Genomic DNA, 20,050 nt, shown 5'->3' with positions numbered 1-20,050 from the left:
AACCCGTGACTTCGTCAGCCACCACTTGGCGCGGCAGCACCATGGCCAGCCGGGCCGCCGAGCGCCGCGAACAACTCGTGCGCGCCGGTTACGCGCTGCTCGGCGGCGAGGGCGCGGCGGCGACCACCATGCGGGCGGTGTGCCGTGCAGCGGGCCTGAGCCTGCGCTACTTCTACGAGAACTTCGCCGATCGCGAAGCCCTGCTCATCGCGATCTACGACCAGACCGCACACGGCCTCGTCGACGCCGTCACCACGCGGCTGGCCGAAGCACCCGACGACGAAACTGCCCGTGCCCGAGCGGCTTTCGACGCGGCGGCGCAGTATTTCGCGGACGATCCGCGCCGCGGCCGGATCATGTTCCGCGAAACCCTCGCCGATGACACCCTGCGGGCACGCGGCGCCGACGCGCTCCCCGCCTTCGTCACCCTCGTCGCCGCGCAACTGGCCCCGGCGCGGGCCGCGCGCTTCGCTGCCGCACCGGGCCGGATTCCGCTGCCGGTCAGCGCGATATCCGGCGCACTCGTCGCACTGTTCCTCGATTGGCTCGACGACGATGTCGAGGCAAATCGCGACGAGGTGGTCGACTACGCCACTCGACTCACCATCACCATTCTCGAGCTCACCTGACTACAGCAGTCCACGCAACCGCAGATCGCTGACGTACTTGTCGATGAGCGCGGGGGTCAGATGCGGAATATCTCGTTCGACACCGACTTCGGCGGCTTGTACGGCAGCGGTGAACCCCTTTGCCGGGATGACAGCGCCATGGCTCGGCCGAGCGGGCCGGGTATAGGCGTGCAGCAGCGGTAGCAGCGAGGCCTGGCGCTGTTTCTCGGGGAGGCCGCGCAGTGCGGTTTCGAATCGGCTCAACCATTCCTGATAGTCGTCGATCCGGCGGATGGGGTGGCCGGATTCGATGAGCCAGTCGACGAATTCGTCGAGGGAGATGCCGTCGTCGTGCGGGTTGAGGACATCGAAGGTGTGGAAATCGGTGCGTGCCTGGGCGCCGATGGCGGTGATCGATTCGGCGGTGAAGTCGACGGGCAGCCCGTCGTAGTGTGCGCGTTGACGCTTGCCGTCGGCATCGGTCTCGTAGAAGGAGTACGGGGCGATGCCGGTGGCCACCAGACTCAGCAGCAGCCGGGTGAACATATCCGCAATATTGAGCTGGCCACCGAATCGGCTGTGCGCCAGGATCATATCGGATCGGAAGACGGCGACCGGAAGTCCGCACAGATCGTGCGCCTCCCGCAGCAGGACCTCCCCCGCCCATTTGCTGTTGCCATAGCCGTTGGCGTAGCTGTCGTCGATGGCACGCGTGGGGCTTATTTCGCGGATGTCGCCGTCCTCCTCGAAGGACGATGGCTGGATCTGGGCGGCGACGGCCACTGTGGACAGATATGTGACGGGCTTGATCCGGGTGGTGATGGCCAGGCGGATCAGTTCAGCGGTACCGACGACATTGGGGCCGAACAGCTGGTCGTAGGGCAGGACGTGGTTGACCAGCGCGGCGGGATGCACGATCAGATCGACGGTGTCGGCCAGCCGATGCCACGTCACATCGTCCAGACCGAGATTCGGCTCACCGATATCACCGGGCAGCACTTCGAGGCGGCGGGCCGCCAGCTCGCGGTAGTGCCGCAGCAGGTCCGGATCACCGCTGTCGAAGGCATCGTCTAGCCGCTTGCGCGCTGCCGCGGCGTCTTTGCCGCGGATGATGCAGATGAGTGTGCCGTCCGTCTTGTCGAGTCGCTCGAGCCATTCCAGGCACAGGAAGCGGCCGAGGTAGCCGTTGGCACCGGTCAGCAACACCGTTTGCGTCTCGGTCGGGTGCGGGAGAGTCGTTGCGGCGGACAGTGTTTGCGCGTCGATGAACTTGTCCAGTGTCAGTTCATCCGCACGTGCGACGCCGCCGTGGGTATGGACCGCGGCGAAGGTGGGCCGGACGGCGCCGGACCCCTGCGCCGATTCGACATACTGCGCCAACTCACGTAATCCGTTGGCCGGGCTGACGATAACGCCCACCGGGACCTCGACGGCGAAAATATCGCGCAGCAGATTAGAAAACGACAGCGCCGACAGGGAATCGCCGCCCAGATCGGTGAAATGCGCATCCGGTCGTAGATCGGTTGTGGCACAACCGAGCAGTGCCTGCGCGGCTCGGCTCACGGTTTCCAGAACCGGCAGGTCGGCGGCGTCGCGGCGCAGTGTGAGCAGTTCGTTCGCCTGACCTTCGGCCAGTTCGGTGTACAGCTGCCGCAGCCGCTCGCCGTAGCGCTCGATCAACTTGGGACGCAGCAACTTACCGATGCCGGAGAGCAGACCGTTTTCGGTGGTGAAACGTTCGGTTTCGATGAGGAAATCGCGTGGGATCTCGTACGACTCCAGATCGGCCTCCTTGGCGATGCGCTGCAGCGAATCACTCAGTGCCGCTTTGGGATCCGCGCTGCGCAGCGTCTCTTCGGTCGGGACGACAACCGCGAGCAGGTAGGCGCGCTCACTGCTGCCGTATACAAAGATCTGCTCGAGCAGCGGGCTGCTGGCATATACGGCTTCCAGGTGTGCGACCGCGACGAATTCGCCTTGCGAAAGCTTCAGCACATTATTGCGACGGTCGAGGTACACGAGTTCATCGGGTCCGAGTTCGGCCACGATGTCACCGGTCCGGTAGAACCCGTCCGCGTCGAATATCTCCGCGCTGACCTCGGGACGCTTGTAGTATCCGGGAATCATGGTGCTGGTCTTCAGCAGCAGCTCACCGCGCGGATGCGGCTGGTCGGTACCGAAATATCCCAGCTCCGGCACGTCCACCAGCTTGTAGTCGAGCACAGGTGGACGGTGGATCACATTGTCGACCATGATGGCGCCGCCCGCCTCCGTCGAACCGTAGCCATCGTGCAGGTCCATCTCGATGACCGATTCCATGAATGTCTTCATCTCGGCGGCCAGTGGCGCACTACCGACGATGGGTGATAGGAATCGGCCGCCCAGAAAGTCCTCGCGCAGTTCGGCTTTCACCGCACGGTCTAGTTCGGCGCGGTCGATGCCCGGTTCGGCGCGAAGTGCCATTTCGCTCTGATAGCGCTGGAAAACCATATCGCACACGCGTGGCACGAAGAACATCTCGGTCGGCCGAACGAGGCCGATATCCTCGAAAAGCGTCGATATATCACTCTTGGCCGTGAAATACGCCGTGCCGCCGCGGGCCAGCACGCCGTAGAGCGACATGCGTCCGGCCATATGGCTCATCGGCATGTAGTTCAGGCCGATCCCCCCGACTTCCGGCTGGGCCAACCACATCGCGGTTACCAACCGACTGGTGTACATCGCGCCCTTGGGGGTTCCGGTGCTGCCGGAAGTGTAGATCAGCAGCTCCAAAGCGTCATCGTCGTCGGGTACGAACAGCGGCGCGGGCGGCAGGGTACCGCCGCGTTCGACTACCGACTCCAGCGATTCCACCACTATCGGAGTGCTCGCCAAGCGGTCGCGGGCGGATTCGAATGCGTCGCGCTGATCATCGTCCTCGGGGTGGTAATCGAAGACCACGAGGCGTTCCGGCGTCGGACCCGCGAGCACGCATTCCACTGCGGTAGTGAGAGTTTCGGGGGTCGCGGCGAGGATGCATGGTTCGGTCTCGGCAATGATCGCCGACAATTGCTTCGGTGCCGCACCGGCCTGCAGCGGCACGGCGACCGCGCCGAGATATAGACAGGCCAGATCGAGCGTGGTGTAGTCGCCGCTGGTGAAGCCGAGTGTCGCGATGAAGTCACCCGCTTTGACGGGGTTGTCGGGATTGTGATGCCAGGCTGCGGCGATCGCACCGACGCGTGCCCACATCTCGCCGTAAGTGATGGTGGCGAATTCGGGCAGCGGTCGCAGCGTGCACCGCCCGGACTCGTCCGTGGCGGGTTCGAGGACCCGGTGCCCGAGCGCGGGCCGATCGGCGTAGGCCGCCACGACCGTAGCCACGATCTGCGATGGCCGCATTCCGGGTTCTCGGATCGCGGCGAAAGTCTCCGGTTTCGGTCGCGCGTTGCGAATGTCCGGATAGGTGGCGTACAGGTCGGCGATGCGGTTCATGACCTGTTCCATCCGCGTATCAATAATCATGGCCAGCCTCCTTCGATCGCATGTCGACCGTCGGTTGTTCTGTTCAGATTGAAGACGCCTGTATCCAGTAACACGTTAGCCTGGCTAAATATTCCAGGGCGGTCCTAATTCGGCAACGGGCCTGGCCATATCATTGCGCTGCGCGGCGCTTTGCGATGCTGAAACCATGACGATCCCGCTTCCCGATCTCGTCGAGACGCTGCTCGGTGGTCCACTCTCCATTGTCGCCGCGGGCGATCCGGTGCTTCGCACACCCGCGGCGCGCTACGACGGACAACTGACGCAGGCTCAATTGGACCGCTTGGTGCGGGCTATGCGGGAGACGATGCAAGCCGCGCCGGGTGTCGGACTGGCCGCCCCGCAGGTCGGGATACCGTTGCGGCTGGCCGTGCTGGAGGATCCGGCCGAAGTGACCGACGAGGTGCGCGCGGTTCGCGGACGGGTCCCGCTACCCTTCCGAGTTCTGGTCAACCCGACCTACGAACCCATCGGCGACGCCCCCGCGGCATTCTTCGAGGGCTGCCTGAGCGTTCCGGGCTGGCAGGCCGTGGTCGTGCGCCATGCCCGCGTGCGCCTGCGCGGCCAAGACGAACGCGGCGGCGAGCTGGACGAGGAAGTCTCCGACTGGCCTGCCCGTATCGTCCAACACGAAACCGAACACCTCGACGGCACCCTCTACATCGATCGCGCCATCACCCGCTCCCTGACCTCCACCCAGAATCTGATCGACCGCTGGCCCCAACCGACCCCTACGGCCGCGGCGGAGGCCATGGGCTTCGACTTGCCCTGAATTCGCGACTCCTCGACGAACTCATTCGGTCGTAGCGCGGCGGCAAACGTCTGAGCGGCTCGAGCCGCTGTCCGAGCGAGCAGCGCAGGTCCAGCTCAGTACGACGGCCGAACGGTGCTGAACGGATCGCCCGCTGCCTGCGACGCTGCGGGCAGCAGAGCGAGCGATATCGTCGGTATACATCTCGCCGCGCTTCGACGGCCTTCGCAGCGGCCCCCGGTCGGTATCCAGGTGTTGCCAGTACCAGTGTTATCGGACTCCTGTTACTGGTGTCGGATCGGTTGCAAGCTCATGGCATGACTCAGACCTTGCAGCCGGGTAACGCTGCGGCCACGTCGGCCGTTGCGGAATCGGCAGTTCAACCCGCCGCGTTCGGTGCGCGGCGGACCATCGCGGTGCTCGCGGTGTTGCTCACCGGGCAGTTCATGGCGGTACTCGACGCCTCGATCGTGAATGTCGCCATTCCTTCTATTCGTACTTCGTTGCATACCAGTGGATCCGCACTGCAGTTGATCGTCGCGGGGTATGTGATCGCCTATGCGGTACTGCTCGTGACCGGTGCGCGATTGGGTGATCGGTTCACTCAGCGCCATACCTTCATCACCGGGCTCGCGGTGTTCACCGTCGCCTCGCTGGCCTGCGGGTTGGCATGGAATGAGTTCTCGCTCATCGTATTCCGGTTTCTGCAGGGCGCGGGGGCGGCCGCGATGATTCCGCAGATCATGACCATGATCCAGCGGAATTTCACCGGCAATGCCAGGGCCAAGGCGCTCAGCGCGTACTCGGCGATCATTTCCGGCGGCATGGTCGTCGGTCAGGTGGCGGGCGGATTGATCGTCAATGCCGACCTTTTCGGGAGTAGCTGGCGCGGCGTATTCCTGGTGAATGTGCCGATCGGTGCGGTGCTTCTGTTGATCGCGCCGCGGGTACTGCCAACGGCCGCTGCGCGATTCGATCGGAAACTCGATCTCGCGGGCCTGACCATGCTCACCATCTCGGTGCTGCTGCTCGTGTTGCCGTTGGTGCTGGGGCATGAGCAGAACTGGCCGCTGTGGACATGGATCATGCTGGGCGCCAGCGTGATCGGGGTCGGAATGTTCGTGGCGATAGAGCGGGCGGTCGCGGCACGCGACGGTGAACCGCTGTTCGCGCAGCGGGTGCTGAAATCGCCGGGCCTGGCGCTCACCGCGGGCACGCTCTTCACGATCATGGCGACATTCGGTGGCTGGATGTTCGTCATGGCGATCCACCTGCAGAGCACCCTCGGCTACACCGCACTACACGCGGGTCTGCTGTTCATCCCGATGGGCGTGACCTTCGCGCTGGCCAGTTTGAACTGGGAGCGTATCCCACATCGCCTGCACGCCAACATGATTCCGTTCGGCCTGGTGGTCGGCGCGGCCACCATGGTGACGTTGGGCATGATGCTGCGCAACGGCGCCGACTTCGGTCCGCTGCCGCTGGTCGTCTTCGGGATCCAGGGCATCGGTTTCGGCCTGGCCTTCAGTCCACTGATGACCCGCACCCTGGCCAGGATTCCGATGGCCCTCGCGGCCGATGCCAGCGGCATTCTGGTGACCAGTGTGCAGCTCGGCATCGTGGTCGGGATCGCCTGCTTCGGGTCGGTATTCCTCGGCCTCATGGGCAGTACGGTGCTCTCGGCCGCACATGCGTTGGGCGGCACCGCCATTGCGGAGGGTGTCACCGTTTTGGTTGCCGCTGCGCTGTCTGCCCGCGCCGCGCGGTAAGTGCAACCGATCCCGGATTCGCTGGGTGGCGAGTCCGGGGTCACCGCTATCGCGATCGTCGGCGGTGCGGATTCGGATCATCGCGACGCAAATCATGGCGGCGCTGGCCAAGTTTGACGATCGTCATACCAATGAGCGGAAATGTCTTCGCGGTGGGCATCGAACTGGATGGCGAGGGATATCACCCGGCCGCGTGGCGGCGGGCCGCACATGCGCCCGACCAGTTGCTCACCGGAAATACGCTGCACAAACGGGCGAGCGCCGCCGAGAATGCCGGTTTCACCCTCGCCACCTTCGACGATTCGATCCTGCCACCCACCGGGCATCCGGCGGGGCGGATCGACGGGGTGACGCGGGCTTCGTTCGTCGCGGCGACAACCAGCACCATCGGGCTGGTCGCCACGGTCGCGACCACCTACGCGGAGCCGTTCCACACCTCGTCACAACTGGCCACGCTCGATTACGCCTCGCGCGGGCGCGGCGGGTGGATCGCCACGACAGATCCCGCAGCCGCCACCGCCTGGGGACGACCGCCACGCACAGCTGAGGCGGAACTCGCACGCGAACAACGAGATTCGATCGAGGTCGCGCGTCGGCTGTGGGATTCGTGGGAAGACGACGCCGTGGTGCGCGACTATGCGGCGAGCCGATTCTTGGATCGAGACAAGCTGCACTACATCGACTTCAGCGGCGAAACGTTCTCGGTGAAGGGTCCGGCGATCGTGCCGCGGCCGCCGCAGGGGCAGGTGGTCGTCTTCGCGCATGACACCGGTGATGCCGACGTCATCCTGGTCACCGGAGCCGACCTCGCTCAGACCCTCGCCGCCGCGGACCACGCGCGGGCCACCGGTGCGCTGGTGTTCGCGGAACTCGATGTCGCCCTGGATATTCCGCACGTGACGGCCGCCGAACGCCTCGCCGACCTGGGCAAGCACGCGGCCGCGAATCGCACCGAGCGCCTGGCGTTCTCGGGCTCACCGACCGAACTCGTGCGTCTCATCACCGAACTCGCTCGCCATGTCGACGGCGTACGCCTGCATCCGGCCGTTATCGACGAAGACCTCCCGGCGCTGGCGCGCCACGTCCTGCCCGCCCTCTTCCGCGCCGATGTCGCCCACCGTCCGGTGCCGGGTTCGACCCTGCGCGCCAATCTCGGCCTCGAGCGGCCGATCAACCGCTATGCGAAGGATCAGCACTGATGTCCGAGGTTCCTTTCCCCGACGCACAGGTTCATTTCGGCGTTTTCTTCCAGGGCGTCAACCACAGCACCATCTGGTCGGATTCGAGCAGCGGCTCGCAGATCGACTTCGAAACGTTCCGGCATATCGTCACCACGGCCGAGCGCGGACTCTTCGACGCATTCTTCCTCGGTGAGGGCCTGCGCCTACGCGAGCAGAACGGAAAGCTACTCGATACCGATATCGCCGGGCGTCCCGACGCCATTGCCCAGTTGGCGGCGCTGGCCGGCATCACCAGCCGGATCGGTCTGGTCGCCACGCAGAACACCACCTACAACGAACCCGCCGATCTCGCCCGCCGACTCGCGAGCCTGGATCTGCTGTCCGGCGGCCGTGCGGGCTGGAACGCGGTCACCACCGACAATGCCTGGACCGGTGCGAATTTCCGGCGCGGCGGTTTCCTCGACCACGCGCAGCGCTACGAGCGCGCGGCCGAATTCATCCGGACGGCCCGCGAGATCTGGGATGCCTGGGCCGATAATGCGATCGCGACCTCGCGCCACGATACCGATTGGGCCGCACCGGATTCGGTGCAGACGGTGACCCGCGACAACGAGCACTTCCAAGTCTCCATCACGCCGACCCTGCCGCGCAGCGCCCAGGGCCATCCGGTGATCTTCCAGGCCGGTGATTCAGCTGTGGGTCGCGACTTCGCAGCGGCCCACGCGGAGGTCATCTTCTCCAGGCACGGAACGCATTTCGACGCCGCGCTCGCCTTCGCGAACGATATTCGAGCACGCCTGGAACGCGCGGGCCGACCGGCCGATGACATCAAGATCCTACCCGGCACCCAGATCGTTTTGGCGGAGCGGGAATCCGAGGTCGAGGAGAAGGCGCGCTGGGTGCTGGAGGGCCAATTCACCGGACAGACCGCACTTTCCCTGGTCGGGCAGGTGTGGGGTCGCGATCTGTCGGATCTCGATCCGGACGGTCCGCTGCCCGCGGACGACCCACAGCCCCGAGTGATTTCGGGCGAGCGCGGCGCCCAGCGCGACGGTCAGGATCCGGTGGCGATCGCCCGGCAGTGGCGGGCGCTGGCCGAGGCCAAGAATCTGTCGCTGCGCCAGGTCGCCATCGAGACCTCGCAGCGGTCCGGATTCGCCGGGACACCGAGCCAGGTCGCCGACGAACTCACCCGCTGGGTCCGCCACGGCGCGACCCACGGGTTCAATATCTCGCCGTATCTGGTGCCGACCGGACTCGACGAGATCGTCGACTGGCTGATTCCTGAATTGCAGGAGCGCGGGTCCTATCGCACCGCCTACACCGGCACCACCCTGCGCGAACATCTCGGGCTGCGACCGCCGCTGACCAGGCGCAGATAGCCGGGTCCGATACGCGAAACATGGCCGGTTTGTCACCGAAACCGAACCCGAGGCCGCGTCTTACTCGTATGTTTGCCATACGCAGTGCAGATCGGAGTGGGATAGTGCAAGCAGGGGTTACCGCGGATTATGTGATCGTCGGCTCCGGATCGGCCGGCGCGGTTCTGGCCAACCGGCTCAGCGACGATCCGGATGTTTCGGTAGTGGTGCTCGAGGCCGGACCGCCGGATAAGAACAAGTTCGCCCATATCCCGGCGGCATTCGCCAAGCTGTTCCGCTCGGAGGTGGATTGGGACTACCTCACCGAACCGCAGCCCGAGCTGAAGAATCGGCAGATCTACTGGCCGCGCGGGAAAATGTTCGGCGGATCGTCGTCGATGAACGCGATGATGTGGGTGCGCGGATTCCGTGCCGACTACGACGAGTGGGCACTGCTGGCCGGAGACGAGTGGGGGTTCTCGGCGGCGGTAGAGCAGTTCCGCAAGATCGAGTCAGTCGAGGACGCCCAGTATCCGGATGAGGGCGCGACCGGGCCACTGCATATTTCGCGGCAGCGCAGTCCGCGCGCCTTGACCGCGGCATATTTGGCCGCGGCCAAGGAATCCGGATTCCTTGTGGAGCCACCGAATCGGCCGCAGCCGGAGGGGTTCAGTGAGACCATGGTCACCCAGCGCGGCGGCAGGCGGTGGAGTACGGCCGACGGGTATCTGAAGCCCGCGATGCGCCGTGCGAATCTCACCGTCTATACCGACGCGCTCGCGTCGCGGATCATCTTCGAAACCTCGCCGACCGGAGGGCCGCGCGCGACGGGCGTGGAGTACCGCAAGGACGGCGTCACACAGACTGTGTCCGCCAGGCGTGAGGTGTTGCTCTGCGGTGGTGCGATCAATAGTCCGCAGCTGCTCATGCTCTCGGGTATCGGCGATGCGGACGAGCTGGCCCGCCATCACATTCCGCTTGTGCACAATGCGCCCGAGGTGGGCGCCAATCTGCAGGATCACCTTGTTGCGGCGCTCGGCTACGGCGTGGAATCCGATTCGCTGTTCACGGCGGAGAAGCCACGTCAGCTGCTCGATTATCTGATCCGGCACCGGGGCATGCTCACCTCCAATGTCGGTGAGGCCTACGGCTTCATCCGCAGCCGGTCCGATCTCGAATTGCCCGATCTGGAGCTGATTTTCGCGCCCGCACCGTTCTTCTACGAGGGTCTCGTGGATCCGACCGAGCACGGGGTCGTGCTGGCGACGGTGCTGTTGCGGCCACACAGCCGCGGCCGGATCTCGCTGGGTTCCGGTGATCCCACCGCCAAACCGATCATCGACCCACGCTATCTCTCCGATAGCGGTGGCGCGGACCGGGCCGCGATCATGTCCGGTTTGCGCGTGTGCGCCGAACTGGCCGCGGCTCCGGCTCTGAAGGCGGCACTCGGGCCGCTGATCTATCCTCCGCAGGCTCCGGCCGAGCTCGAGGCCGCGATGGAATTGACACTGAACGGCTACTCGCACACCCTGTATCACCCGGTCGGCACCTGCCGGATGGGTACCGATGTGGGCAGTGTCGTGACGCCGCGACTGGAAGTGCGTGGGGTGCAAGGACTCCGCGTTGCGGACGCGTCGGTGATGCCGTTGCTGATCCGCGGGCACACGCATGCGCCGAGCGTGTTCATCGGTGAGCAGGCGGCCAAGTTCATCCAGCACGGTTAGCGTGCTGCCGCAGGCATAGGGTTTCGATAGACCACCATTGGGCTTGTAGCCGGTCGGGCCCGCGGGAGTCTCCGCGGCGGCGGAATGTGCCGGGCGGCAAGGGAATCAGTGGTCCCCGGAGTGCGTGCCGCAGATCGGGCTCGAAATGGCATGCAATGCAATATCGCATTGCATGCTCGTGCGCATAACGTGCTGTGCCGCACCGAATGTCAAGGCGCCCGCCTGACCGATTGGTGTTGTGCCGCAGTGGCTTGCGTCATCGAGGCGAGCCACTGGTCTCCGCCGAAAAGTGGTGCGGCAGCACCACGAAGGACAATGACACCCAGCAGGACAGCGGCGCGTCCGGCGGCGCGCCGATATTCGGGGAGCGCGGCGGCGCCGAGCAGCACGACAACACCCACCAGAGCGATGACTGCGTACGGCCGATCCGGCCGCGCTGCTCTCGGGTATGGGGCCGGTCGCGCGGGGTGCGCAGGCGGTGGCCCGCGAGACCGTTATCCTGCGCCGCCGCTCCCGGGTCGCCACGCTCGCACTGGTCGACGGCGCGGTCGGCATCATTGTCGCGCCGCGCGGCAAACTGCTACTCGCGCTGGCGGTTACGGTCGCGGACGACCGGATCGCGGGCTACGAGGTGATCGCCGATCCGACCCGCCTGCGGCACCTGGAGATCGCCGTCCTTCCCGAATTGCCCTGAGCCAGGGGAAATTCAGGCGTCGCGCAGCACGCCGCCACGCAGCTGACGAAGGCGACTTCAACCGCAGACGACACCCGAGGACGCTGACCAACCAACTTCGAATACTCGGCGAGCGCGCCGCCGATACTCCTGCTTCAGTCGCAGACCGCACCGAAGGACGCCGAGCCGACCAACTTCGAGTATTTGGCGAGCACGCCACGGGTGTAGCGGGGCGGCAAGGGTTTCCAGCCTTCGCGGCGGCGGTCGAGTTCTTCAGGGGCGATGAGAAGGTCGAGGGTGCCTGCGGCAACGTCGAGGCGGATCTGGTCGCCGTCGTGGACGAAAGCGATCGGCCCGGCATCGACCGCCTCGGGAGCGACGTGGCCGACGCAGAGACCGGTGGTGCCGCCGGAGAAGCGCCCATCGGTCAGCAGCAGCACGTCCTTGCCGAGGCCGGCACCCTTGATGGCCGCGGTGATCGCGAGCATCTCGCGCATGCCGGGACCGCCCTTGGGGCCCTCGTAGCGGATGACCACCACATCGCCCGCGGTGATCGTGCCGTCCTCGAGCGCGTCCATCGCCGCCCGCTCGCGATCGAAAACCCGTGCCGTACCGGTGAATACGTCGGAATCGAAGCCTGCCGACTTGACCACCGCGCCGCCGGGCGCGAGCGATCCGGCGAGGATGGTGATGCCACCGGTGGGGTGGATCGGAGATGCCATGGCCCGCACCACTTTTCCGTCGGGATCGGGCGGCGCGATAGTGGCGAGGTTCTCCGCGACCGTGCGACCGGTAACGGTCAGGCAGTCGCCGTGCAGTAGTCCGGCATCGAGCAGCGCCTTCATCATCACCGGCACGCCGCCGATCCGGTCGACATCGGTCATCACATGTCGCCCGAAGGGTTTCACATCGGCGAGGTGCGGCACCCGGCGGCCGATGCGCGCGAAGTCCTCCAGTGCCAGATCGACTTTCGCGTCGTGGGCGATCGCCAGCAGATGCAGTACGGCATTGGTGGAGCCGCCGAACGCCATGACCACCGCGATCGCGTTCTCGAAGGCCTCTTTGGTGAGAATGTCGGCCGTCGTGATTCCCCGCCGCAGCAATTCCACCACCGCCGCACCGCTGCGCCGCGCGTAACCGTCGCGCCGCCGATCGGTCGCGGGCGGTGCCGCACTGCCGGGCAGCGACATACCCAATGCCTCGGCCGCACTCGCCATGGTGTTGGCCGTGTACATGCCGCCGCAGGCGCCCTCACCCGGACAGATGGCCCGTTCGATGGCGTCCACATCCTCGCGACTCATCAAACCGCGCGAGCAGGCGCCGACCGCCTCGAACGCATCGATGATCGTCACTTCGCGCTCGCTGCCATCGCTGAGTTTCGCGATACCGGGCAGGATCGAGCCGGCGTACAGGAACACACTCGCCAGGTTCAGTCGCGCCGCCGCCATCAGCATGCCGGGCAAGGATTTATCGCATCCGGCCAGCAGCACCGAACCGTCGAGCCGCTCGGCCTGCATGACGGTTTCCACGCTGTCGGCGATCACCTCCCGCGACACCAGGGAGAAATGCATGCCCTCATGCCCCATGGAGATGCCGTCGGAGACCGAAATGGTCCCGAATTCCATCGGATACCCGCCGCCCGCGAACACCCCCTCCTTGCAAGCCTTGGCGAGCCGGTCCAGCGACAGATTGCACGGCGTGATCTCGTTCCACGAAGAGGCCACCCCGATCTGCGACTTGCCCCAGTCGCCGTCGTCCATGCCCACCGCCCGCAACATGCCACGCGCGGCCGTCTTCTCCAGACCATCGGTGACATCGCGACTACGCGGCTTGATATCGGGACCGTTCGGATCATTGACCATGGCCACATCATTCCCCGCCCGCATCCCCACCGCCGTCGACCACGCCGATCAAGGTGATTATCCGTGCGTGCCGATTCGGTGGAGCAGATCGAGCAGGGTCGCGCGTTCGCCGGCGGACAATGCGGCGAAGGATTCGGTCAATACCTCGTTCGCGACCCGATGACCGGCGCGCAGGACCTGCGAGCCTGTGACGGTCAACCGGTGCTCGATTGCGCGACCGCGACCGGGGGTGCGTTCGATGAGACCGCGTGTCACGAGCCGGTTGGCGAGGGTGCCGAAGGCCTGCTCGCTCTGGAATGTCTCCTCGGCCAAGGCGCGTGCGGTGGAACCGGGAATGCGGTCGATGGCGCGCAAGGCGTCCCACTGGGCGAGGGTGGTCCTTACCGTCGCCAGCCGCGCTCGCCGACTGCTTCGCCCTCGATGCCCGCGGCGTGGCCGAGCACTCGGATCCACGACCCCGCGCGCTTCTACCAAGACCCCGCCGATATTCCCGCTGCACAATCGGCCATGCGCCAAAGGAATATGGCCGCACTACGGACTTATGCGGCGACTGCTCCCCCGCCTCGCCGCCGTCTGTTGCTCTGGGGTGAAAGCGATCGCATCGTCACCCCAGCCTAGGGCGCGGCCTCTGCGGCCGCCTTTGCCGATGCCCCCTTCGAAATCATCCGTGCGGCAGGGCATTTGCCCCAATTGGAACAGCCCAAGGCCACTTTCGAGCACATCGACGGATTCCTCCGGTCAGTGCGGTAGCCGATCGCTCACACGCGTCGACTCGACGTGCCGAGGCGAAGCCTGCTGGTTACGAAGACGAGCAGCGCTACGAGTTGGATGGCAGCAGTAACGCTGACCACGGCGGTCAGGGACCGGGCGTAGAGCAGGCCGAGGAGCGCGGATCCGGCGAAGGCGGCCACACCCGAACCGGCGGCGAAAACACCGTAGGCGGTGCCGCGGCGGTGCGCCGGGACCAAGTCGGCGACGGTCGCGCGGAGTGTCGATTCCTGGACGCCGAGCACCGCGCCCCACAGCAGTGCACCGATGACTGCGGGAATCGCATTGTCCTGAAAGGCAAGTGGCGGGATGAGGGCCGAGAGTAGGGGCACCACAATGAGGATTCGGGCACCGATGCGGTCGTAGCACCAGCCGGTGAGCAGGGCGGCGAGGGCATCGACGACCATTGCCGCGGCATAGACGACCGGGATCACCGCCACCGGCAGGAGTTCGCGCGTGGCGAGATGGAAGGCGAGCAGGCCGAACCCGGCGAAGCCGGCGGTGGTCGCGGCGGCGAAGGTGAGGTAGGTCCAGAACTGCGACGGCAATCTGGTTGGGACCGTATCGGTTTCGGTCGGCGGCACCGTCGGTTCGTACGCGGCCGGATTCGGCACGCGCGCCCACAATCTCACCAACACCACAAGGACGGCGGCACCGGGTATCGCCAGTGTGAAGAACGCTGGGCGATAGTCACCTGCCGAAAGCACGAGTATCCCCGCGACGACGAGCGGCCCGACCAACGCGCCGATCTGATCGAGTGCCTCGTGCACCGCGAAACCACGACCACGACCGACGGCACCGGCCGCATGCGACAACAGCACATCCTTCGCGGGACTGCGCACCGCCTTACCCGCCCGCTCCGCGATCACGAGCACCCCCGCCGACCACAGCCCAGTAGCGAACCCGAGCAGCGGAACCGAGGCGACGGTCAGTGTGTACCCGCCGAAGGCCAGCGGCCAGTAGGCGCGCGTCCGATCGGTCAGTGGACCGCTCACCAAACGACCGGCGAGCGCGAATGCCTCACCCGCACCGGTGATCACACCCACCAGAACAGCGCTCGCACCGAGCGAGGCCAGATATGGACCGGTGACCGCCCGAGCGCCCTCGTAGACGATATCGGCGAGCAGACTGACCACACCGAACCCGACGACGAACCGCCATGGACTCATCGCCGCTGGCCCGGGCACAACCGCCGACACGCACAGAGAATAGCGACGATCCGCCGACCCAGCAGGCTTATGCACCCCGAAGCCCGCAATGCGGCCACATTCCACAGTCGACCTACCAAGATCAGGTGGCACTGGTGGGGCGGGCTACTCGCTCGATCGATGCCGCCACAGCTTCCACCTGATCTTGATCCCGTGTGGGGAACGGGCCTTATCCTCGGACGCTCGCGAAACCCATGGGCGGGGTGGGCGATGGGCCTGTGCGCAGGACTGGGCGGAAGTCGGGGAGGGCGGGTAGGACGTCGGCGTTGCGGGCGGCGTAGCAGCGCACGCGTGGGAGTGCGCGGGTGACCTCGGCTCGCTCCACCGGTTCGGCGTCGATGAAACCGATGGTGTCCAGTTCCAGTCCGAGGGTGTGTGCGATTCGCAATATCGACGCGGATTTGCGGCCCCAGCCGATCTCGATGGCCGAGAACATGTCGTAGAGACCGTGGCGGTAGAGCTTTTTGAGGGTCAGGTCGCGGTCGCTGCGGCTGGCTACGGCGTGCCAGATGCCGCGCTCGCTGAGCTTCAGCAGCGTGCGCAGGGCGGCGGGGCGTGGTGCGCTGCTCGTCGCATCGCAGACGACACCATCCCAGAGGGTGTTGTCCAGTTCCCAGACAAGACATCTCAGAGCCGGTGCCATCGCCTGCCCCTATCGGTTGGTCATCGCTGCCTCTCCTGCCGTGTCGTCGGCAGATGGGCTACTGCGAAAACCATCCAGCGAACGGCACGTACCGGACAAGCCCCCGCTTTCCCGAGAGCCCGTGCGGCCGAGGTGATACTACCGGCACTGCCCGCGCATGCTCCTGTCAAAGGCCGTAGTAGCGGCGAACGAGCCGTTCGTAGACCCGAGCGGGCGTGCATCGCCGGGTCCAGAACGAGAGCCGAACGTCGCTGCCGCAGAGGTAGGTTTGGCGCGGTTCGGGTGCTTTCAGGATTGTCCGCACCTTCCTGGCTACCATCTCCGCGGATTGTCCGTGTTCCAGATATCCGGTGACGCGCGACAGCACCGAAGTCCGATCCGGCGTGTATGCCTCGATCGGGTCGGCAACGCGCGCAGCCGAATCGATGATCGGGGTGACCGTCCACCCCGGCGCGAGGACCGAGACGTGGATGCCGAAGCCTGCGGTCTCCATCCGCATCGCCTCACCGAGACGTTCGACGGCCGCCTTGGTGGCCGAATACCAGCCGCCGTAGGGTTCGGCGATCGCACCCGCACCGGAGCTCACCACGATCACCCGACCGTGGCCCTGCGCACGCATGATCGGCAGCACTTCGCGCAGCACGCGGTGAGTGCCGATCACATTGGTGTCGATAAGTGCGGCGGCCTCGTCCGGATCGGTCTCCTCCACCGAACCGACAATGCCGTAGGCGGCGAAGGTGACCACCGCATCGATGCGGCCGTGCCGTACGTGCACGGATTTCACCCAACTCCGCACCGCCTCGGTATCGCGGACATCGACCGCACGCACGCCATCCCGCGCGATCTTGTCGCTGCCCTCGACCGTATAGCCGATGCGCGCAAGGTATTCGACGGTCGCCGCACCCATACCGTTGGCGGCCCCCGTCACCAGGACAACGGTCACAGCGCACACACCCGCAATACGCGCGGCAGCACCTCTAACCGGGCCGATTCCACGATCGTGATCTCGCCATCCAATTCGAGCGGTGCGGGTGCGCCGGGCCGCAGTTCCACCGCGGTGTCGCGACGGCAGGTGGCCAGCGCCGAGCCCCGGAACTTGCCACGGTAGAGACTTGCGATGAGTCCCAGAATCCGTGCTCGTCCGGCGGCTTCCCAGATGTTCACGTCGAACATGCCGTCCGCGCGGGTGACCGGCGTGTCGTAGTACATGCCGCCGGCGAAGTGCACGCTCTTGAGCACACCGACATTCATGATCGGTGCGGAGTGCACCCAGTCGGATCCGCGCAGTTGGACGGCCAGTGGCTTGTGGGTGGCGATATTGCTCAGCGCGGTGGCGATAATGGCCGCCTCGACATTGCGGGATTTCAGCCAGCCGATCAGCCCGCGCGCTTGGTTGAACGAATGATTGCCTGCCGCAACGAGTCCCATGCTCGCATTCAGCAGGAAGTAACGCACCGTCCGGGTGCCGTCCGGGAGCAGCATGGTGGCCTTGCCGACATCGACGAGCTCGGGCGCGCCGAGCCGGACCGGGATATCGGCGATGCTCGTTCGCACCGGTTTGTGGAAGTCGTTGGAACTGCCCAGACCGATCGCGCCGAGTGCGACCGATTCCGCGCCTTGTCGCGGTCGGTCGGTCGCCGGGTCCATGATCGCATTGAGGACCAGGTTGACCATGCCGTCGCCGCCCGCCGCCACGATCACCTCGGGTGGATCCGACTCGAGGCTCGCCAGCACCAGTTTCATGGCTTGTTCTGCGTCACTGGGCATTTCGACGGTGAGATCGGTATTCCGTTCGCGTAGCACGTCTTCTACCGGACGCCACCGCCGCAGCGCGGTTCCGGCATTGGACTGTGAATTCAGGACGACGAGCATGATTTCTCCTCGATACCCAGCCACTCGCGCAGCCGAGGCCAATTCCCCGTACTTACAAGACCCGAATATTTCTGTGGAACAGCGGATTCCGGCGCGTTCACGAGGAATACGGGGATCCCGAGAAGTGCCGCCGGTGCATCGTTGGCGGCGTCGTTGCCGATCATCACGCACTCCCTCGGTTCCGCGCCGAGCCGGTCGAGCAGTTCCCGGTAGAACTCGATGCGTGGTTTCGAGCGGCGCATGTTCTCGCCGCTGGTGCGGAAAGTGAACACGGACGGGTCGTATCCGCCCCAGCCGAGCCGGGTGGTGACGGTGCTGTCCGGCCACAGCGGGTTGGTCGCAACGACCTGTACCGTGCCCGATTCCCGGAGCCGGGTCACCGTGTGCAGTGCCGACGGCTCCGCTGGAAAGCAGCGGCGCAGACGCGGAAAACCCGTCTCCGCCAGGCTCTTCAGCTGGCTCGCCACCGCTTCGGGCGTGACTCGCAGCCGCTCGGCCAGCAGTCGGACCATCAGGTCGGTGTTGGTGTGCTCGGTGTCGTTGGCCCGTACCTGCTTCAGCACGCCGGGCAGGACACGCAGAAAACGATGCGGTGGGCTCAATTCGCGAAATGCCTGCGCGGCCGCCAGCGGCATCAGCGCCTTGAAACGGCGCCGATGCAACCGCACCAAGGTGCCGTCCAGGTCCCACAGCACTGTGCGGTTCATTCCTGGCTGTCCAGTACCGCTTGGAGATCGGCGCGGGTCAGGCCAAGCTGGGCCGCGTATTCGTCGATACCGGGACGTTCGGCCGCGGCGGTACCGATTCCGGCCCGGCTCGCCAGCTCCGAACCGTACGCGGCGCCGAGATCGAAGACGGTCTTGGCCAGAGCCGCCGGAAACAGCCAGCGGCCGAGGTCGCGCTGGAAAACCCGAGTCAGCCGGTAGGGGGCGCAGATTCGGGCGCCGAGATCGGATAGCGGCGCTGGGTCGCGCAGCGAACTCATCTTGCGTGCTTCGTCACCGGGCACCAGCAGCAGATCCGACCACAGGCGACCGAAGCGGTCACGCTTTTCGCTTGCCACGGCGGTCATATTGAATTCGGTGTAGGCCTTTTCGATGCGTGAGGTGTGGGTGGAGCGGCTGCGCAGCAGGGCATGGATATCGGCGGTTTTGCGCGCGGTGTCGTAGCGGGTGAAGCGGTTGATCTTCGGTGCGATCCAGCTGATCAAGGCCGCGAACTCCGGTTGGGGCACGAGCCGATCGGCCAGCGAGAGGGCGTGGTACATCAGGCTTTCGCTGCCCGCCTTGGCGATTTCACCGGCCAGCAGGTCGTAGTCGAGGTCATCGGCGTAGCGGGCCAGGTTCCAGATGTCGGCGAGTTCGCGTACACCGGTCTTGTAGTAGGGCAAGTGGATGCCGAGGTGGTGCAGGTTGTCCTCGTGCGACATAGCCCAGGCGGGCACACCGTAGAAGTCGATGCGCCGCACGCGCTTCCAGATCGCGGCGTAGTCGACGGTGTAGGGAGCCAACGGCGTGATCAGGCCCCAGTGCGTGCCGACGACAAGGGATCCGTCGCGGGAGACGAACGACGGCAGGTGGTGTGAGCGTTCGGCGCGGACCTTCGGTGCCTTGCCGAGCAGTTCGGAAGTGGCGAAAAGCCCCATCTCCCGGTAGATCTCGATGACGGTGTCCACCTGATCGAGTTCGACGAGGATGTCCAGGTCGTTCATGCGCTTATACCGCGGGTCGTGGTAGATCTCCGCCGAGAACAACATGCCCTTGAGCACCACGCAGCGCACGCCGCGTTCGTCGAAGCGGCGCAAGAGTTCCCTGGCACCGGCCAGGCGCCGATCGTTCACGGCGGCAATGTGGTCGGTCACGCCGGCGAAATGTGCGAGCACCAGCTCGGGCACGAGGTCGTAGAGCTCCTCGGATGCCAACCGACGCTGCACCAGTGGGACGGTCGCATTGAGCTCGGCGAGTTCGAAAACCTCGGCCCAGTCGGTGATCTCGTGGGCGAGTTTCGCCAATGCGGCGCGTTCGTCCTGACTCGGGTCGGCAAGTGCCGCGTGCACGAGCAGGCGTTCGGCAGCCGTACCGCCCGCGGCGATTTCGGTTCCGGTCATA

Annotated in this window: 16 protein-coding genes; 7 read left to right on the top strand and 9 right to left on the bottom strand. The window is 65.7% G+C overall.

The window, feature by feature from the left end:
* Positions 1-5 precede the first annotated feature (5 nt).
* Entirely contained in the window at positions 6-629 is a 624-nt protein-coding gene (locus ACQPYR_RS18015) for a TetR/AcrR family transcriptional regulator (RefSeq protein ID WP_433633641.1), read from the top strand.
* Here ACQPYR_RS18015 and car read toward each other — a convergent pair whose 3' ends face one another.
* A complete protein-coding gene (car, locus tag ACQPYR_RS18010) occupies positions 630-4,112 on the bottom strand; it encodes a carboxylic acid reductase (protein ID WP_433633639.1) in 3,483 nt (1,160 codons plus the stop codon).
* A 166-nt stretch (positions 4,113-4,278) separates the two neighbouring features.
* Between car and ACQPYR_RS18005 the strand changes: the two genes are divergently transcribed.
* From ACQPYR_RS18005 to ACQPYR_RS17980, 6 genes are all read left to right on the top strand, one after another.
* Positions 4,279-4,902 carry a peptide deformylase gene (locus tag ACQPYR_RS18005; protein WP_433633637.1) on the top strand — a complete coding sequence of 208 codons (624 nt, stop codon included), beginning with the start codon at positions 4,279-4,281 and terminating at the stop codon, positions 4,900-4,902.
* Positions 4,903-5,198: 296 nt separating this feature from the next.
* Complete coding sequence (locus ACQPYR_RS18000) at positions 5,199-6,650, top strand: MFS transporter (protein ID WP_433633635.1); 1,452 nt, start codon at positions 5,199-5,201, stop codon at positions 6,648-6,650.
* A gap of 131 nt (positions 6,651-6,781) precedes the next feature.
* Positions 6,782-7,849 (top strand): LLM class flavin-dependent oxidoreductase, encoded by a 1,068-nt coding sequence (locus ACQPYR_RS17995; RefSeq protein WP_433633633.1) that lies wholly within the window; start codon positions 6,782-6,784, stop codon positions 7,847-7,849.
* The gene (locus ACQPYR_RS17990; RefSeq protein WP_433633631.1) at positions 7,849-9,213 is read left to right on the top strand and encodes an NtaA/DmoA family FMN-dependent monooxygenase; all 1,365 of its coding nucleotides are present in this window, start codon (positions 7,849-7,851) and stop codon (positions 9,211-9,213) included. Before ACQPYR_RS17995 ends, ACQPYR_RS17990 begins: the two co-directional genes overlap by 1 nt.
* Before the next feature lie 104 nt (positions 9,214-9,317).
* Entirely contained in the window at positions 9,318-10,916 is a 1,599-nt protein-coding gene (locus tag ACQPYR_RS17985) for a GMC family oxidoreductase (protein WP_433633629.1), read from the top strand.
* A 448-nt stretch (positions 10,917-11,364) separates the two neighbouring features.
* The gene (locus ACQPYR_RS17980; RefSeq protein WP_433633627.1) at positions 11,365-11,610 is read left to right on the top strand and encodes a hypothetical protein; all 246 of its coding nucleotides are present in this window, start codon (positions 11,365-11,367) and stop codon (positions 11,608-11,610) included.
* A gap of 134 nt (positions 11,611-11,744) precedes the next feature.
* Here the strand turns inward: ACQPYR_RS17980 and ilvD are convergent, their stop codons facing one another.
* The 8 genes from ilvD to ACQPYR_RS17940 all read right to left on the bottom strand — a co-directional run bounded on the left by ilvD (position 11,745) and on the right by ACQPYR_RS17940 (position 20,049).
* A complete protein-coding gene (ilvD, locus tag ACQPYR_RS17975; RefSeq protein ID WP_433633625.1) occupies positions 11,745-13,451 on the bottom strand; it encodes a dihydroxy-acid dehydratase in 1,707 nt (568 codons plus the stop codon).
* Between the two features lie 57 nt (positions 13,452-13,508).
* Positions 13,509-13,925, bottom strand: coding sequence for a MarR family winged helix-turn-helix transcriptional regulator (locus ACQPYR_RS17970; protein ID WP_433633623.1), 417 nt, complete (start codon positions 13,923-13,925; stop codon positions 13,509-13,511).
* A gap of 284 nt (positions 13,926-14,209) precedes the next feature.
* Positions 14,210-15,388, bottom strand: coding sequence for an MFS transporter (locus tag ACQPYR_RS17965; RefSeq protein WP_433635172.1), 1,179 nt, complete (start codon positions 15,386-15,388; stop codon positions 14,210-14,212).
* Between the two features lie 208 nt (positions 15,389-15,596).
* Positions 15,597-16,070, bottom strand: coding sequence for an HAD-IIIC family phosphatase (locus tag ACQPYR_RS17960; protein WP_433633621.1), 474 nt, complete (start codon positions 16,068-16,070; stop codon positions 15,597-15,599).
* Positions 16,071-16,236: 166 nt separating this feature from the next.
* Positions 16,237-17,013 carry an SDR family NAD(P)-dependent oxidoreductase gene (locus tag ACQPYR_RS17955; protein WP_433633619.1) on the bottom strand — a complete coding sequence of 259 codons (777 nt, stop codon included), beginning with the start codon at positions 17,011-17,013 and terminating at the stop codon, positions 16,237-16,239.
* The gene (locus ACQPYR_RS17950) at positions 17,010-17,942 is read right to left on the bottom strand and encodes a diacylglycerol/lipid kinase family protein (protein WP_433633617.1); all 933 of its coding nucleotides are present in this window, start codon (positions 17,940-17,942) and stop codon (positions 17,010-17,012) included. Before ACQPYR_RS17950 ends, ACQPYR_RS17955 begins: the two co-directional genes overlap by 4 nt.
* On the bottom strand, positions 17,927-18,649 hold the full coding sequence (locus ACQPYR_RS17945) for an HAD family hydrolase (RefSeq protein WP_433633615.1): 723 nt from the start codon (positions 18,647-18,649) through the stop codon (positions 17,927-17,929). The genes ACQPYR_RS17950 and ACQPYR_RS17945 overlap by 16 nt, the downstream gene beginning before the upstream one ends.
* Positions 18,646-20,049 carry a nucleotidyltransferase domain-containing protein gene (locus ACQPYR_RS17940; RefSeq protein ID WP_433633613.1) on the bottom strand — a complete coding sequence of 468 codons (1,404 nt, stop codon included), beginning with the start codon at positions 20,047-20,049 and terminating at the stop codon, positions 18,646-18,648. Before ACQPYR_RS17940 ends, ACQPYR_RS17945 begins: the two co-directional genes overlap by 4 nt.
* Position 20,050 lies beyond the last annotated feature (1 nt).

The organism is Nocardia sp. CA-120079, assembly GCF_050955745.1.
In the GTDB taxonomy this organism is placed as follows: Bacteria; Actinomycetota; Actinomycetes; order Mycobacteriales; family Mycobacteriaceae; genus Nocardia.
This window is presented reverse-complemented; position numbering and strand designations above follow the sequence as displayed.

What these genes read in the sequence shown, in the direction of transcription:
- ACQPYR_RS18000 (WP_433633635.1), top strand. Translation starts at nt 5,199, where the DNA reads ATGACTCAGACCTTGCAGCCGGGTAACGCTGCGGCCACGTCGGCCGTT.
- ACQPYR_RS17990 (WP_433633631.1), top strand. Translation starts at nt 7,849, where the DNA reads ATGTCCGAGGTTCCTTTCCCCGACGCACAGGTTCATTTCGGCGTTTTC.
- ilvD (WP_433633625.1), bottom strand. Translation starts at nt 13,451, where the DNA reads ATGGTCAATGATCCGAACGGTCCCGATATCAAGCCGCGTAGTCGCGAT.
- ACQPYR_RS17995 (WP_433633633.1), top strand. Translation starts at nt 6,782, where the DNA reads ATGAGCGGAAATGTCTTCGCGGTGGGCATCGAACTGGATGGCGAGGGA.
- ACQPYR_RS18005 (WP_433633637.1), top strand. Translation starts at nt 4,279, where the DNA reads ATGACGATCCCGCTTCCCGATCTCGTCGAGACGCTGCTCGGTGGTCCA.
- ACQPYR_RS17945 (WP_433633615.1), bottom strand. Translation starts at nt 18,649, where the DNA reads ATGAACCGCACAGTGCTGTGGGACCTGGACGGCACCTTGGTGCGGTTG.
- ACQPYR_RS17950 (WP_433633617.1), bottom strand. Translation starts at nt 17,942, where the DNA reads ATGCTCGTCGTCCTGAATTCACAGTCCAATGCCGGAACCGCGCTGCGG.
- ACQPYR_RS17980 (WP_433633627.1), top strand. Translation starts at nt 11,365, where the DNA reads ATGGGGCCGGTCGCGCGGGGTGCGCAGGCGGTGGCCCGCGAGACCGTT.
- car (WP_433633639.1), bottom strand. Translation starts at nt 4,112, where the DNA reads ATGATTATTGATACGCGGATGGAACAGGTCATGAACCGCATCGCCGAC.
- ACQPYR_RS17940 (WP_433633613.1), bottom strand. Translation starts at nt 20,049, where the DNA reads ATGACCGGAACCGAAATCGCCGCGGGCGGTACGGCTGCCGAACGCCTG.
- ACQPYR_RS17965 (WP_433635172.1), bottom strand. Translation starts at nt 15,388, where the DNA reads ATGAGTCCATGGCGGTTCGTCGTCGGGTTCGGTGTGGTCAGTCTGCTC.
- ACQPYR_RS17960 (WP_433633621.1), bottom strand. Translation starts at nt 16,070, where the DNA reads ATGGCACCGGCTCTGAGATGTCTTGTCTGGGAACTGGACAACACCCTC.